The organism is Paenibacillus shenyangensis (genome assembly GCF_000346635.1).
Lineage (GTDB): Bacteria > Bacillota > Bacilli > Paenibacillales > Paenibacillaceae > Saccharibacillus > Saccharibacillus dauci.
In genome coordinates, this window is sequence record NZ_AOIG01000005.1 from 41,012 (window position 1) to 56,040 (window position 15,029).

At 44.6% G+C, this 15,029-nt stretch carries 13 protein-coding genes; 1 reads left to right on the top strand and 12 read right to left on the bottom strand.

The genetic code is table 11. The features are described 5' to 3' along the window. Positions 1–293: 293 nt before the first annotated feature. From H065_RS0103285 to H065_RS0103310, 6 genes are all read right to left on the bottom strand, one after another. Complete coding sequence (locus H065_RS0103285) at positions 294–2,036, bottom strand: methyl-accepting chemotaxis protein (protein WP_238557880.1); 1,743 nt, start codon at positions 2,034–2,036, stop codon at positions 294–296. A 500-nt stretch (positions 2,037–2,536) separates the two neighbouring features. Then, positions 2,537–3,403: a rhamnogalacturonan acetylesterase gene (locus H065_RS25085; protein WP_017811590.1), complete on the bottom strand. Its 867-nt coding sequence runs from the start codon at positions 3,401–3,403 to the stop codon at positions 2,537–2,539. A gap of 571 nt (positions 3,404–3,974) precedes the next feature. Next, a complete protein-coding gene (locus tag H065_RS25090; protein ID WP_017811591.1) occupies positions 3,975–4,856 on the bottom strand; it encodes a rhamnogalacturonan acetylesterase in 882 nt (293 codons plus the stop codon). Between the two features lie 356 nt (positions 4,857–5,212). After that, positions 5,213–7,234 (bottom strand): ABC transporter permease, encoded by a 2,022-nt coding sequence (locus H065_RS0103300; protein ID WP_017811592.1) that lies wholly within the window; start codon positions 7,232–7,234, stop codon positions 5,213–5,215. Beyond that, positions 7,209–8,114 (bottom strand): ABC transporter ATP-binding protein, encoded by a 906-nt coding sequence (locus H065_RS0103305; protein WP_017811593.1) that lies wholly within the window; start codon positions 8,112–8,114, stop codon positions 7,209–7,211. Before H065_RS0103305 ends, H065_RS0103300 begins: the two co-directional genes overlap by 26 nt. Next, the gene (locus tag H065_RS0103310; RefSeq protein ID WP_017811594.1) at positions 8,107–8,496 is read right to left on the bottom strand and encodes a GntR family transcriptional regulator; all 390 of its coding nucleotides are present in this window, start codon (positions 8,494–8,496) and stop codon (positions 8,107–8,109) included. Before H065_RS0103310 ends, H065_RS0103305 begins: the two co-directional genes overlap by 8 nt. Before the next feature lie 760 nt (positions 8,497–9,256). Here H065_RS0103310 and H065_RS25095 point away from each other — a divergent pair. Further along, positions 9,257–9,706, top strand: coding sequence for a GNAT family N-acetyltransferase (locus H065_RS25095; protein ID WP_017811595.1), 450 nt, complete (start codon positions 9,257–9,259; stop codon positions 9,704–9,706). Here H065_RS25095 and H065_RS0103320 read toward each other — a convergent pair. From H065_RS0103320 to nrdI, 6 genes are all read right to left on the bottom strand, one after another. Further along, a complete protein-coding gene (locus tag H065_RS0103320; protein ID WP_017811596.1) occupies positions 9,682–10,008 on the bottom strand; it encodes a thioredoxin family protein in 327 nt (108 codons plus the stop codon). The two genes, H065_RS25095 and H065_RS0103320, sit on opposite strands and share 25 nt — an antisense overlap. 28 nt (positions 10,009–10,036) lie before the next feature. Beyond that, the gene (locus H065_RS0103325) at positions 10,037–10,516 is read right to left on the bottom strand and encodes a hypothetical protein (protein ID WP_017811597.1); all 480 of its coding nucleotides are present in this window, start codon (positions 10,514–10,516) and stop codon (positions 10,037–10,039) included. A 420-nt stretch (positions 10,517–10,936) separates the two neighbouring features. Then, a complete protein-coding gene (nrdF, locus tag H065_RS0103330; RefSeq protein WP_017811598.1) occupies positions 10,937–11,905 on the bottom strand; it encodes a class 1b ribonucleoside-diphosphate reductase subunit beta in 969 nt (322 codons plus the stop codon). 190 nt (positions 11,906–12,095) lie between these two features. Beyond that, positions 12,096–12,518, bottom strand: coding sequence for a VOC family protein (locus tag H065_RS25100; RefSeq protein WP_051058681.1), 423 nt, complete (start codon positions 12,516–12,518; stop codon positions 12,096–12,098). Between the two features lie 34 nt (positions 12,519–12,552). Further along, positions 12,553–14,637, bottom strand: a complete 2,085-nt coding sequence (nrdE, locus tag H065_RS0103340) for a class 1b ribonucleoside-diphosphate reductase subunit alpha (protein WP_017811600.1) — start codon at positions 14,635–14,637, stop codon at positions 12,553–12,555. Next, positions 14,624–14,992: a class Ib ribonucleoside-diphosphate reductase assembly flavoprotein NrdI gene (gene nrdI / locus H065_RS0103345; RefSeq protein ID WP_017811601.1), complete on the bottom strand. Its 369-nt coding sequence runs from the start codon at positions 14,990–14,992 to the stop codon at positions 14,624–14,626. Before nrdI ends, nrdE begins: the two co-directional genes overlap by 14 nt. Positions 14,993–15,029 lie beyond the last annotated feature (37 nt).

A 15,029-nucleotide genomic window follows, 5' to 3' on the forward strand; every position in this document is an offset into this window, starting at 1 on the left:
ACTGTTTGTTGTAGATCACGAGAAGGGACTTTGCCGAGTTCCTTCTTTCTTTTTATATTCTATCAACAATGATTATTATTATCAAGTGGATTTTCAATATTTGTTGAGAAAAGATTGAGAAAAGAAGGATGCCCCTGTTATAGGAGCATCCTTCTTCTTGTTGATCATTCGATAAATGGTTCATAAATTCCCTTTGCTGCAGGCTTGCTGCAGCAGAAACAATATTTATACTGCGATTCGTGCTCTCTCATGTCTGTTCACAGCTGAATAGATAATGGATATCAAGTAGACTATTACAGCTTGAATTTGGCTACAGATTCTGCCAATTCGTTAATCCCCTGCTTGGACTGCTTCATCTGCTCGGCTACGCGTGAAGTCTGCTGTACGATATCATCGGTTTTCTCGGCAATCATGCTGGTTCCTTCGGCACCTTCATTGGCTGCAACCGAGATTTCCTGAATTGCTTTGACGACATTCTCGATCGAAGCCAGCAGTTCTTCGGAAGTAGCGCTCAGGTCATTGGCAATATCATCGATTTCCTGGGCACTGGAAGCATACTGATCGGCGGAAGACAGCATCATCTCATAGTCGGTACGAACATTGGTACTGAACAGATTTAGCAGGTCGTTGGAGTTGGATGACAGATTACTTACTGATCCGACAACAACCTGGGTAATCTCATTGATCTGATCGGCTGCTTTTTTGGAATCTTCAGCCAATTTACTGATCTCACTCGCCACGACGGCAAAGCCGCGTCCGGCATCTCCTGCACGTGCCGCTTCAATACTCGCATTCAAGGACAACAGGTTCGTCTGTGAAGCAATATCGATAATAGAAGAGACCAGACTGTTAATTTGCTGTACGGATTTGGATTCTTCCAGAGCCTGTACCAGACTGTCCCGTACCTGATTGTACGTCGTTGTACTGGTATTGTACGACTGTTTGAACTGTTTGCTCAGATCGGCTGCACGTACAGTCAATCCTTCGGCTGCACGGGCACCTTCCTGGGCTTTGCTCGCCACAGAGTTTACCGCCGACTCGATCTCTGTCGATGTGGCATTCATCTCCTGCGTAGAAGCTGCAGTCTCTTCCATACCGGCAGACAGCTGCTCGGTTGTGGCCGAGATATCCTGTACGCCGCCTTCTAGCTTGTTCATTTCCTCATCAACGATCTGGATCGTATCCTGCAAATTACGACTTTCCTGAATAACACGACTGAAGGTGGTTCTGAACTCTTTTCTCGCTTCGCCGAGTGCCTGAATAATGACGGCAAACTCGTCTTTCTCTGTCAGATAACGGGTATAGCTATCATCATAGACCAGATCAAAATTCGCCGTTTTGTGGATCATGGTCAGTGTATCGTTGGTACGATTGCGTACATTACGTACGATGAAGAAAATCAGCACTGCAGCGATAACGAGAATCGCAGCCAGTTCAATAATCGTAACCAGACGCATCTGTCCGCTTAGAGCAGCACTCTCTTCAATCGCGTCCTTGCTGTACTGATCCATGATATTCTCAATTTGATCCAGATTCTGACGCGACGCTGCAAATTTCACTCCAGATTCGGTCGAATTCACATAACGATGTTCTTCGTAGTTGAATTGACTTTTCCATGCTTCGTAATTGGTATTAAAGTCTTCAATTAGCTGGAATACATTTTTTTTGGTCTCGGGATCTGTATATTTCTCGAATATAGCATGGTTCTTCTCCATAATCACTTTGGCCTGCTGTACACGGTCATACGTCTGCTTTACATTTTCGTTATAATTGTCCTGCTGAATCTTAATTTCGCTCTCGTTTTGAAGACCTGTCAGTGTGAATTCGGCAATCATCGCCTGGTAATAATCACGGTCTGCATTCAATACTAGATAATTGATCTGATAGGCTTCAGTATAGAGAGAGGTAATTAACTTATCTCCCATTTTATCGATATTACGGATCGCCAACACCGATAAGACGACCAGCGCAATGACGAGAATTGCTGCTGGTAACAACATCTTGGTGCTAAGACTCCAATTGTTCAATTTAAACATTTTCACTATTAAATCCTCCCGGCATATTGACTGACATAAGAGTTGAGGGGACGGCTAGGAACGGGTACGCTATCCGCCTTGCAAACTGGCTTGGAGTAACATACATAACAAACCGGCGATAGGATACTGCTGATATTAGTCAGGCCTTTACTAATTATCCGCACTTTTGTACTCACTACCGCTTCATCTCATTGATATGTACTATTATCGGTAAAACGACCTATTTTTTTATGTATATTTTCAGGAATATCAAAATATAGCTATTTATCAAAATATCATAGGATGAAAATTGGCCTAGATAAATAAACATCCGTAGTTAGATGAAGTTCGTATCACAAAAAATAAAAGCCACCAACCGGATTGGCTGGCAGCATCATAAACAATATAATCAGATCGCATATAAATAATTACGATAAAAGAACATAACATTCTTGTAATAAGGACAATTGAACTACAGGCTGATGATTACAAATATTCACATTCGTGTAGCATACGGACATTTATTGTACATGGGTAGATATCAGTAAAGACAGCGCACGGATACCATCGGCTACAAGTCGTGCTATCCGATCAGCCCCGTACTCCTGAAAATGAATATCGTCTGCCGAGCCTGCTATAAAAGCAGGATATTGTCCGGGAGCCGTATACAAAAACAGCTGCTTGGTTGCTTCTGCTCCAATCGAATTATAATAAGCGACACTGCTCGCACTCAGGTCCAGCAGCGGTGTAGCTGTATCTGACGCTACCTGCTTCATCGCCGCTACATACTCGGGGAAGCTGATCTGAAAGTGTCCGTCTGCATTCGGAGTACGCGTCCCCATCGGTGTAATCAGTATCGGCGTGGCCCCATGATCACGCGCTCCCTGAATGTACTGGTGCAGATAACTCTTGTAATCTGCTACCGGTGTATAACGATCCGGCTTCGCCTGATTGGCATCATTATGTCCAAACTGGATCAGCAGATAATCCCCCGGCTGAATTTCCTGCCAAATCGTGTCCAGTCTCCCCTGCTCGATAAATGTTCGCGTGCTGCGGCCGCTAATCGCGTGATTGCGAAAGGTAACTCCCTGATCAAAGTAACGACCAATCATCTGTCCCCACCCTGCCTGTGGGCGCTGGGCATCCGTATAGGTCTGTACTGTAGAGTCGCCTGCTATATAAATCACTGGCCGTCCATGTCCTGCACTCGTACCTGTAGAAGCCCCTACCGCAAACCATAGACTCACAATCATAATACCGAGCAGTACAACAGGACCCAATCGACGGTTAACCGAACTCCAGCGGTTAATAGTCTTCCGATGGTCACCAGCTTTTCGACGGTTAACAGCTTGCTGACGATTAACAGAATTCCAGAATCTATTACGCAAGGGCTTCCCTCTTTCATAAATCAATATAATGGATAGTTAACAGAATGGAAGATTAGACAGACAACGTTCATTAAATAGTGAGAACATCGATACATTGTTGTAAGCAAGTAAAGCAGCAGTGAACCGACAGTGGGATTAGAGAATAGAACTACAGAAACACAGGATAAGGTTCATATAAATAGAGAGATGGAGCATAATGATACTATCAGGAGATAATGGGCAGAAAGCAGCCTATACAACGTGTCATCAGGAATAATGGTGAATATCGTGGTTTTAAATGTATTTTAACGTATACTCTCCTGCACTGACAATTCATTTATTCGCAAATCATACATTCATAATGGATAGCCGTAGATGGAATAGGAAGAATGAAAGAACCGATGTTATATGACATTACCGAATAAAAATCAGACTTTCTGCTATTGGTATGTACACGTATTTGAATAGACTGGCAGCAGCAAAAAGGACAGTAGCCACACAGGCCTGCCCTTTTTGTTAGATGCATCCTGCCTGTAACCAAGTAGAGCTGCTAACTAATGCTGCGACAGGATGGTGGAGTGATCGGTTACATTTACTGAGCTGCGCTAGAAGCAGGATTCAGCACATGCTCGGACAGTGGCAACCCCAGGTCCCGGATGCCTTCAGCTACCAGCCCGGCAATCTGCATTGCTCCGTATTCCTGGAAGTGCGTATTATCTACAACACCATTTGGGAAATAAGGATACAGACCCGGCTGTACATGCAGGAAAATAGAAGTAGTTCCTTCTATACCCACCGAATTGTAGCAGGCCACACTGCGTGCACTGAGATCAAGCAGCGATGTCTGCGTGTCGGCGGCGACCTGCTTCATTGCTGCTACATATTCAGGGAAACTGACATTGAATTGACCGCTAGCATTATAGTCTCTTCTCGATACCGGAGTGACCAGAATTGGAGTTGCGCCTTTGCTGCGGGCACCATGGATGTAGACTTTGAGGTAGTTGCGGTAATCTTGTACAGGCGTATATCGTTCCGGCTTGCGGTCAGCATCATTATGACCGAACTGGATCATCAGATAATCTCCCGGCTGAATCTGACTGATAATCGTATCCAGTCGTCCCTGCTCGATAAAAGAGCGGGAGCTTCTGCCACCGATTGCCTGATTGCTGACAGCAATAGAATCATCCAGATACTGACCGATCATCTGTCCCCATCCTGCCTGCGGACGCTGCGCCTCGCGGTAAGTCTGTACCGTCGAATCGCCTGCCAGATAGATGGTGGGCAGATGAGTATAGACATCCTGGGTAACGGCTGGGGTAGTGAAATTGTTGGTTACGCCATGGGTAGCATCCTGCACAATCGTCGTCGATGATGCAGCTGAAGCTCCTCCATAACCAAATAACGTTCCCAGACAAGTGATGATACTCAGCAGCATAAAAGGCATTCGACGTTGAAGCTTTGCTTTATTTCTCAATTGCATCCCTCTTTTCTATTTTATAAAAGCGCTTACATTAATATGATAATCATTACGCTTGTGCTGAGGTATGCAATAAACCGCTCTGTTTGTTCAATAATCAGAGGGAACGGAGGTGTTATTTCTGCATGTTTATGGGGGTTATAAGGATAGGGTTGGGCACGGTCTGAGAAAAAGAATGCCATAAGGTAAAATACTGTACTCAAAACAACGCAATAAAAGAAGAGGATAGCTGTAAATGCGATCCTCTTCTTTTACTGTGCTAGATTATATTCTCTTGATTGAAAAAACTGTCAAAGAGTGTGTATTCATAAAATACATGACTGCTATTTTAAATATATATTTAGTGATACATGTTACTTGGGGAGAATGTTGTAAATCTCCGGGGTAATACTTTCTTTGTTTAGAACGCGATATGCCCCTGTTCCATCTTTGAATCTGAGCTTGATTATATAGCTCTGCCCTGCATTTCCACCGTCAGACTCGCTTCGATTCAACAATTCATTGATCTGGTTTTTGTTGCTGATTACGACCTGCTTAGAAGTTCCACGATATTTTTTGAATAAATCAGCATAATTGACCACTGCAATTTCTTTTTGATTCCGCTCATCCGGAATAATAACAATAGCAGAAATATCTTCCACCTTGGTAATCAGCAGATTCCAGTATCCTTTTTCTTTCAGCCACTCCTCAGTCGGCTTGAATTGAGGATTCCAGCTGTAATAATACTCTCTACCAAAATAAGGGTCTTTATAAATTTGTATTACCATATTTAACGTATTACCGTATATCGGATTGTTTCTTGGGTTTTTCACTGCCAGCTTTTCTTTTATAATTAGCTGATTCAACTGTTGAATTTCAGTCGGATCCATAATATCTATTTTACGCTTTGGATTATCCGGGTTTCTGATCTTTATTGCACTTTCGGATTTCTCCAACGCTCTGAGATTATAAAATGCCATTTTATATTCTTTGGATTGCTGAATTTGCTGAAGATATGGCTGGTATTCTTCACTCTTAGGTATCATATAAGATCTTAAAAGATGACTTCCATCCTTCATAATATAAGCTATTTGTATTTGTTCATTGACGTTATAATAGTTATAATCGTTTCTACTTCCAGGATCAGGTTTATCTTTTACTACCTGAGAATGTAACCGAATCACACTTTGAATATAATCAGGATTAGAAGAGAGCATATCAGGATTGGGTTTCTCGATGTCTATTCCATGTGTCGGGTAATTAGATAGATCATTTCTAATATCATTGCCTATATATATAGATTTCACATCATTTGGTGCAGGTACTTTTGTTTCGTATCCAGTCAGTGGAGACACTGGGATATAGATGAACAATGCAACTATCACTCCGTAAAAGACCATTCCCAACCACAATTTGCGATCAAATACGTGCCGGGTTTTGCGAAGCACCATTTCGGCTGCTACATAACCGATTACTCCGCCGATTATGCACCATACAACATCCCATTTTTCAAAAAAAGTTATTCCATATAATCCGATTAATAATGCACTGCACAGTGTAACTCCAACACGGAATAATGGATTAAAGTAACGGAATACGATAGGCTGGGTGGATTTCTCCGTTGGACGCAACTTATACAGCAAGTAGCTTAGACCAATTAGTACGAAGGAAATAACAAGGTATATCCAGCCAATTCGCTGACTAAATCCATTTGTAGATACATTCATTAATTTTTCAATAGGAGACCAACCAGTCATAAAAGTCGAACGAGGTTCTCCATCATAATATCCATAAAGATATCTGGAAAAATATCGAACATAAAGAAAACTCAATCCACTAGGAAGCAGAAATAATATAATTGTAACAATGATCTGTAGGATGGACTGACCAATACACATTCCTACAAATAACGTAAATGTAAAGATAAATAAACTAATAACTGTCAGAGACACAGCCCAGTCGATTACCTGATCAACCGTAAAAACAACATGATTCAGATTGCCTGCCATTGATCCAGTAATAATAGCCGTAACCCATATTGGAACAATCAACATGCCAAGTCCAGATACCAGTGAGACCGTAAGTAGCTGATCTCTGCGTACAGGCAAACTATGGAACATCTCAGCCGCTCGCTTGGATTGTATAAATCTCATCAAGAAAACGGCCATCAATATGCACATGATGAAAGCAAATAGAATTGCCATCTCTCCGTCTTCTTGGAACAGATAATTCACGATTCGAGTATCTTTTTGATATTCATAAGCTGAATTCGATGATAACAGCTGCATCGGTCCGGCAAAGATCAGCAGCAGCAAATAGATAACCCCGATCCAGCCGCCTTGCCGCCAGGCATGCATCCATAATCCCCGGTTAAAGAAGTAGTGGTTGAACGTCATAACCGGCATCCCCCATTTCGTATATAAATATCTCTTCCAGTGTCATCGGTAGTACGTCGAATACATAAGGCTGATAGGCTTGCACAACCTCGGTAATGCGCTCGACCGTACCTTTGATAATATAGGTGCCTACGCTACCCCGTTCTTCCTTATGCAGGATATCCAATAGTCCGGAGATCGCCTGCTCATGTCTTGGATCACGGAAAGCGATCTGGATTTTGTGGCTGGCGGCTTTGAGATCGTCCAGTTCTTTTTCAATCAATAGACGTCCCTGATGCATAATCCCTACATGATCGCACATATCCTCAATTTCCCTTAGATTATGCGAAGAGATGATCACAGTCAGTTCACGATCAGCTACTTCCTGGAATATCAGATTCTTGACCTGTCTGCGCATCACCGGATCAAGTCCGTCGATCGGTTCGTCCAGAATAAGCACGTCCGGCTTGCAGCTAAGTGCCAGCCACAGCGAAGCTTGACGCTGCATACCTTTGGACAGACGATGCAATTTACGCTTGAGTGGAATGGTCTTGAATGCCTGAGCCAGCTGCTGGAAACGCTGTTCATCCCAATTGGGATACATCGCCCGGTAAAATACCGCCATTTGCTGAATCGATGTCTGTGCAAAAAAATAAGGTTGATCCGCCAAAAAAATCATTCGCTGCTTGCTCTCGGGATGTTCATATATCGGCTGGCCTTCCAGCAGCACTTGTCCCCGGTCTGCGCGGTAAATACCTGCTACCGTCTTGAGCAGTGTCGTCTTGCCGGCACCATTTGAACCGAGCAATCCGAAAATCGAACCTTTATGTACGGTGAGAGATACTTCTTCTACAGCATGTTCTCCTTCAAAAATCTTGCTCAACTGCTTGATCTCAATCACTGCTTTTCCCCCTCTCCTGTTCTTCCATGGTCTGTTGATACAGCTTTTCAATGTCTGATTTGGTAAAGCCAAGATAGATCGCTTCAGCAAAAAGCTTGAGCAGCCGCTCTTTCATCTCTGTCAGCTGTTCGTTATTCGGCTGCTGCCGGGTCGGTGACACAAAGCTTCCTTTGCCTGCCTGGGAGTAAATATAGCCTTCTCTTTCCAGCTCCCGGTACGCTTTCTGGATGGTATTGGGATTGACGGTCAGCTGTGCCGACAATGTGCGTACCGAAGGCAGCTGTTCATCCGGCTTGAGAATGCCATACAGAATCATTTCCTTGATTTTATCCATTAACTGTTCGTAAATGGGCTTGCGACTGCGTACATCCAGTTCAAACATGGGCTTCCCCCTTTCACTGTATTAACTGTACTACTATTATTAATACAGTTGAAGACAATTGTCAATGACTGGGATTTACTTTTTATTAGGATAAGATGAAATGAGATGAACTATACAGCAAGAGTGGGCTGGATTTGTAGAGAAATTGGATGTGTGGAGTTACTGTATCTTTGAAAAGATGAAGGGGTACGTTGAAGGTCAATCCGCTGTGCAAAGAGATTTTACCGCTTCCTCCGGTTAAAAATGAAGAGCCTGAATGACCGATGATATCGGTCGATCTCCATTTTTAAATGTCGGGCGCTGGCAGAATTCTCTTTTCTCCGCTCTATGCTTGAAGGAAATACAATCGAGGATACAGAATAACGAAATACGAATACGAAATACCGGATACAATACACGGGACACTAGTTACGAAATACCAGATATCTCATCCAAAAAGAACAGTCTATCCATGTTATCGCTCTTCAGATTCGCTTTGAAATGTCACTATCATGATGCAACAGCACATAGCGAAGGGAAGGGAATTCTGCCAGAAGACCGATATTTAAGAATGGATATTGTCCGCTGCAAGCGGTCATTCCAAATATCCATTCTTAACCGGAGGTCGCCGGCAGAATCCCTTCCCGCAGCGATAGATGCATATAGCGCTCAAGCAGATCTATATCTATATCTATATCTATATCTATATCTATATCTATATCTATGCGTGCATCTACCTACCAATTCACCAATCTCATTTACCAATAAAGGAGAATCTCTAATGCCCATTCAACAGATTACCAAAGAACAAGCCTGGCAGCTTCGTCATGAAGTCATGTGGCCGGATCGCGAGCTGGATTATGTACAATTGAAAAATGATGATCAGGGTGCGCATTATGGATTGTTTGTGGATCGTCAGCTCGTATCGGTGCTCTCTCTGTTTATCGATAACAATGAAGCCCAGTTCCGCAAATTCGCTACACTGGCGCACCAACAGGGGCAAGGCTACGGCAGCCAGCTGCTCGCGTATGTGATTCAGCAGGCCGAGCAAGCCGGTGTACGGCGTATTTACTGTAATGCGCGCACCGAAAAGACCGGATTCTATAGCAAATTCGGTCTTCTTCCTACCGGCGATTCTTTTGTTCGCGGTGGCAAAAGCTATGTGATTATGGAACGCGTCTATGCCGCTTCTTTCAGCACTTCACATCATGATTCCAGCAGTGAAGCATAGCCTTCCAGCTGCTGCTCCAGCTCGGCAAAACGGATAAAGCGTGCTGCCCTGTACACTTCCTTGCCTTCATAAAACAGTATGAGTACGGGTGAGGTAAAGATTAGATACTCGGAAGCCAGCTCTGGTGCCTCTTCTACATAGATATAGGCACCGGTAATCTGTGGGTAATCCTCCAGCAGTTTTGCGGTCTGGGGCTGAACAGCCTCGCAGACACTGCAGTTATGCATTTTGAGCAGAAGCAGCTGCAGGCGGTTGCTTTGAATCTCTTCTCTCACCTGCTCTACGCTGTTTAATGATTTCATTGCTTGTCGATCCCCTTTCCAAACTACCCTAGAAAATAGCAAACACGATGCCTTGACCTTTGCTGGCTGCATCCAGATACAGATCAAAGACCTGATTCAGATACGGCATCAGATAGTCTTCTACGATCTCCTCATACGTATCGTTTTCATTGATCGCAAAGAAAAAGATCATCATCGCATGGTCTTCCACATCACCCGGGCTCTGCTGGTTACTGGCTTTCCAGCGGTCAAAATCGATACGCTGCTCCAGTGCTTCACGCTGGCGTACGACTGGAATCGATTCAGCCATCTGGGCGACCTGATGTGGCGGCAGATAGAAAGTACCAAATTCGGTCAACTGGCTGTCGATCTTATACTGATCCTGTACCGGCACAAATGGAATATCCGGAAACATATCCGCGATCAGACTCCATGTTTTATCGATATCCAGGTCGGGTCGACTGGGGTCTCCAGCCAGAACGGTCTGCAAATTCTCTTTTTCTACATAATAAATTCCTGTCATTCCCATGCTCATTACCCCCTGTGAATAATAGTGTTGTTACTCATTGTATAAGCTTCCGGGAACGATTACAAAACATCCATTTTATTCATATGTACATGTATGTATAATCGCTATTCCTTCCCACTATCTCTGTGCTGTATAACTATTATCGAAGAAGCCTGTGATCGCTCATGTCTTACTTGCGTTCATACGTAAGAAGGCTGCCTTGTCTGCATCATATGCAGCAAAACAGCCTTCTCTTATCCCCTTTTAAATACCTCCGATACCATACATCCGTTGTTCTGTGTCTCTCTTTATCTATGCGGTAGGCATGGCATGGTCAAGCTTTGCTCTGTAACTAACCCTTTTATCTCTGGAAAATCATCTCTATCTGTATATATCTAAAATAAACGAAAGTCCTCTGTTTTTATATCGGCTTTGTTTATATTAAAAATCGAATTTGAAATCCTCGTCAGTCAGACGCTCTACATTCATTGCACGTACATAGCCATTTCCTTTTTTGGAGAAAAAGTCATGCTGTTTGGTGTGTGTGCTGATTCCGTTGAAGACAATCGGGTTGACTTCTTCTTCCGGGAACAGCGGATCAAAGCCCAGATTCATGAATGCTTTGTTGGCATTGTAGCGCAGGAACACATTTACTTCGTCTGTCAGGCCGATCGCATCGTAGATCTCGGCTGTATAGCCTTCTTCGTTCTCATGCAGATAACGGAACAGGCCTTCCAGTGTCTCGTAAGCGTCTTTTTGCTCGTATTCGTCCAGCTCGTTGTAGATTTCCTGTGCCAGTACACCCACGTATACACCATGGATACTCTCGTCACGCAGGATCAGGTCAATGATCTCGCCACTGCAGGTCATTTTGCCTTGACCCGCCAGGTACAGCGGATAGAAGAAACCGCTATAGAACAGATAGCTCTCCAGCAGTACAGACGCAGCCATCGCCAGGAACAGCTCTTTCGGAGAATTGATGTTGGTGTAATACTGACGGATCGTCTCCGCTTTGGTCTGCAGACGTGGATGCTCTTCGACCCATTTGAAGATCTCGTCGATCTCTTCCGTTGAAGACAGTGTTGTGAAAATACTGCTATAGGACTTGGCATGGATCTGCTCCATCATTGCCATAAAGCCCAGTACCGCTTTGCGCTGCAAGCCGTCAACATGCTCCAGGATTTGCGGCATACCAATGCCACCCTGAATCGTATCCAGCAGGGTCAGTCCACCGAGGACTTTCATATAGGTTTGACGTTCCAGATCGCTCAGCTGAATCCAGGACATTTTGTCATCGGACAGCGGGATTTCGTCGTCTGTCCAGAACTGCATAATATTCTGGTTCCAGAACATCAGGGAAAAATCGTCATCCGGACGGTTCCAGTTGACTGCTTTGATTGGCTCACTCATGTGTTGTGCCCCTTTCTCTTACCTGTCGTTATGTAGTGAAACAGTAGCTGTTTTTATCATAACAAGACTACAGTATGCAAGAAGAAGGGTTGTTCGCTTCTGATGCATACTGCAAGGTAAAGATCCATATTTATATTTACGCCAGTGGCGGGTTAGATAGTTTTGAATGTTAATTCACAATAGATAGAGTTTACGATTCTGTACGATTGTGCAGCTGATCCCATTCTTGCCAGGACATAATCGGCAGATCGGGTCTTGGCTCATCGTCCAGCATCGCCAGATATTCAATAGAATGTCCATCCGGATCGTCAAAGTAAATCGAGACGGCAGGCATAAATGGGAATACCATTAACTGCGCTGCATCTTCACCATGAAAGTTCTCTGTCGATATTCCCAGACGAGACAGTTCTTCATGGGCAGATCTCAAATCCTCCAGCTCTACACGAAAAGCAAAATGCTGACGCTGCACAAGTGGCGTTGGATAATTCTCGCGAATCCCGAGCATACTCACACCAGGTGCACCGACCCAGTAGAATCGGCTTTTGCGAGCCGTGTCTTCATGAAGGAGTGTAATGCCGGGCAGACGCTCATAAAAAGCAGCGGATAGCGGTATGAATCAAGCAGATCAAATCGTATATAGATGAATATTATACGGAGCAGCTAATGCACTCTTCAACTGTCAGACGCTTGGTACGAGTGTAATACAGGGATTTCAGGCCTTTGTGTGCTGCGTACAGATAGTAGCGAGCCAATTGACGGGTCGTTACATCACTGCTTACGTGCAGGACTGTAGAGATCCCTTGATCGACGTGCTGCTGGATCTCGGCGATCAGATCCAGAACTTTGAACTGATCCATAGTGTAAGCGGATTTGTAGTAGAAATAGTTATCCTGCTGCATGTATGGCATTGGATAGTATGTGGTCGAGTTCGCATACGTACGTGTCTCGATCTGCTCTACAATCGGCATTACGCTGGATGTTGCATTCTGGATATAGGAAATGCTTGCTGTCGGCGCAATCGCCAGACGGTAGGCATGGTACAGACCATTTTTCATTACATCGGCTTTGAGGTTCTGCCAGTCTGCCGGTGTCGGGATGTACATGCTGCCAAACAGTTCTTGTACACGTGGCTTGGACGGACGATAGTCGGTCGCCAGATAACGGTCAAAGTACACACCACTTGCATAGTCAGATTTATCAAAGTCCATGAATGTTTTGCCAGTCTCGCGTGCAATCTCCATGCTCTTCTCCAACGAGTAATAGTTCATCATCATGAAGAAAGTACGTACGAAGTCGATTGCATCTTCGCTCTCGTAGGCAATTTTGTTTTTGGACAGATAGCCGTGCAGGTTCATAACGCCCAGACCTACAGAATGCATCTCACGGTTGGCTTTGGCTACACCCGGTGCATTAGCGATATTAGTCATGTCACTTACCGAAGTCAGACCCATAATGCCTTCATGTACGGATTCACGGATTTTGCCGAGTTCCATAACATTAACGATATTCAGGGAACCGAGGTTACAGCTGATATCGCGGCGGATAATATCATCTACGCCATAGTCCATGATTTCTGTTGTTTCCTGCAGCTGGAAAATCTCCGTGCACAGGTTGGACATTTTTACCGAACCGATGCCATTGAGGGCATGGAATTTGTTGGCGTTACTTTTGTTCATAATATAAGGATAGCCGGATTCCAGCTGGATGCTGGCAATTTTGGTCAGCATATCACGTGCGCTCATGATTGGTTTTTTCTTGACACGGTCATCTGCCATCAGCGTATCGTACATTTCGTCGATGTTCAGATCGTCGAGGTGCTTGCCGTATGCTTTGTATACACTGTATGGTGCAAATACGTGCAGCAGCTCGTTATCGGCTGCCAGCTTGTAGAAGCGGTTAGGCACGATCAGACCGATCGACAGTGTTTTCAGGCGAGTACGCTCGTCCGCATTGATCTTCTTGCTGTCCAGGAACTCCAGGATATCCCAGCCGAAGATGTTGTAGTACGCTGCACCGGAACCTTTACGTTGACCCATTTGGTCGGCATAGGAGAAAGCATCCTCCATCAGTTTCAGAACAGGCATGATGCCTTTAGCTGCGCCTTCGACGCCTTTGATTGGCTCGCCGCGTCCACGAAGCTTGGACAGGTTAACCGCTACACCGCCGCCGATTTTGGACAGCTGCATGCAGGTATTCAGTACATAGTTGATCGAGTTCAGGGAATCATCCATTTCCAACAGGAAACAGGATACCATCTCTCCACGGCGACTCTTGCCGGCATTCAGGAATGTCGGTGTTGCCGGCTGCAGACGCTGTTCCATCATGGAACGTGCCAGCGTCTTGGCATTTTCGGCATTACCGCGTCCGAGATGCAGTGCTACAACGGCTACACGATCCGGATAGTGCTCCAGGTACTTCGCACGGTCATTTGTTTTTACCGCGTAGTCCTTGTAGAACTTGGAAGCTGCCATATAGGAAGGGAACTGGAAGTTATAGCTGTGTGTAATCGCATATACTTCTTCCACGGCCTGCTCATTGTAATGCTGGTACATGTCCTCATAGTAATCGTTGTCGATCATGTAACGCACTTTGGACGAAGTGTCCGCGAAATGGATACTCTTCTCATCCACTTCCTTCATGTATTCCTGTACTGCTTCTTTATCTTTATCCAAACGGAAAAATCCGTTATCATCACGCTGCATCAATAGGTTGTTCAATTCAATATGCCGCAATTTTCTCTACCTCCTGTACGAATCGTTGTGCGTCTCCTGTAGTGCCGGATAGTTCAAATTTATATACGACCGGAACACCGTAGCGCTCCGATATCAAATCTGCACTCTTGCCGAAGTTCTCGCCCCAGTTACGGTTGCCGCTGGCTGCTACGCCAAGCAGACGGCCATGGTTTTTTTCCAGAAAATGAGTCACCTTCTCGGGAACCTGACCGAAGCCGGTTGTGTAGGTGACCAATACGAATGGTTCATTCAGCTGCAGCGCCTCTTCAATCTGTACGGCCTGCACCGATGCATTTTTCAATTTTCCGATAAACCGTTTGACGTTGCCTGTCTTGGAATCATATGCAATCAGCATGTGGGATGACATCTCCTTCTCACTCAATATATAGTGT

What these genes read in the sequence shown, in the direction of transcription:
- H065_RS0103285 (WP_238557880.1), bottom strand. Translation starts at nt 2,036, where the DNA reads ATGTTTAAATTGAACAATTGGAGTCTTAGCACCAAGATGTTGTTACCA.
- H065_RS0103300 (WP_017811592.1), bottom strand. Translation starts at nt 7,234, where the DNA reads ATGACGTTCAACCACTACTTCTTTAACCGGGGATTATGGATGCATGCC.
- H065_RS0103310 (WP_017811594.1), bottom strand. Translation starts at nt 8,496, where the DNA reads ATGTTTGAACTGGATGTACGCAGTCGCAAGCCCATTTACGAACAGTTA.
- H065_RS25095 (WP_017811595.1), top strand. Translation starts at nt 9,257, where the DNA reads ATGCCCATTCAACAGATTACCAAAGAACAAGCCTGGCAGCTTCGTCAT.
- H065_RS0103320 (WP_017811596.1), bottom strand. Translation starts at nt 10,008, where the DNA reads ATGAAATCATTAAACAGCGTAGAGCAGGTGAGAGAAGAGATTCAAAGC.
- H065_RS0103325 (WP_017811597.1), bottom strand. Translation starts at nt 10,516, where the DNA reads ATGGGAATGACAGGAATTTATTATGTAGAAAAAGAGAATTTGCAGACC.
- nrdF (WP_017811598.1), bottom strand. Translation starts at nt 11,905, where the DNA reads ATGAGTGAGCCAATCAAAGCAGTCAACTGGAACCGTCCGGATGACGAT.
- nrdI (WP_017811601.1), bottom strand. Translation starts at nt 14,992, where the DNA reads ATGCTGATTGCATATGATTCCAAGACAGGCAACGTCAAACGGTTTATC.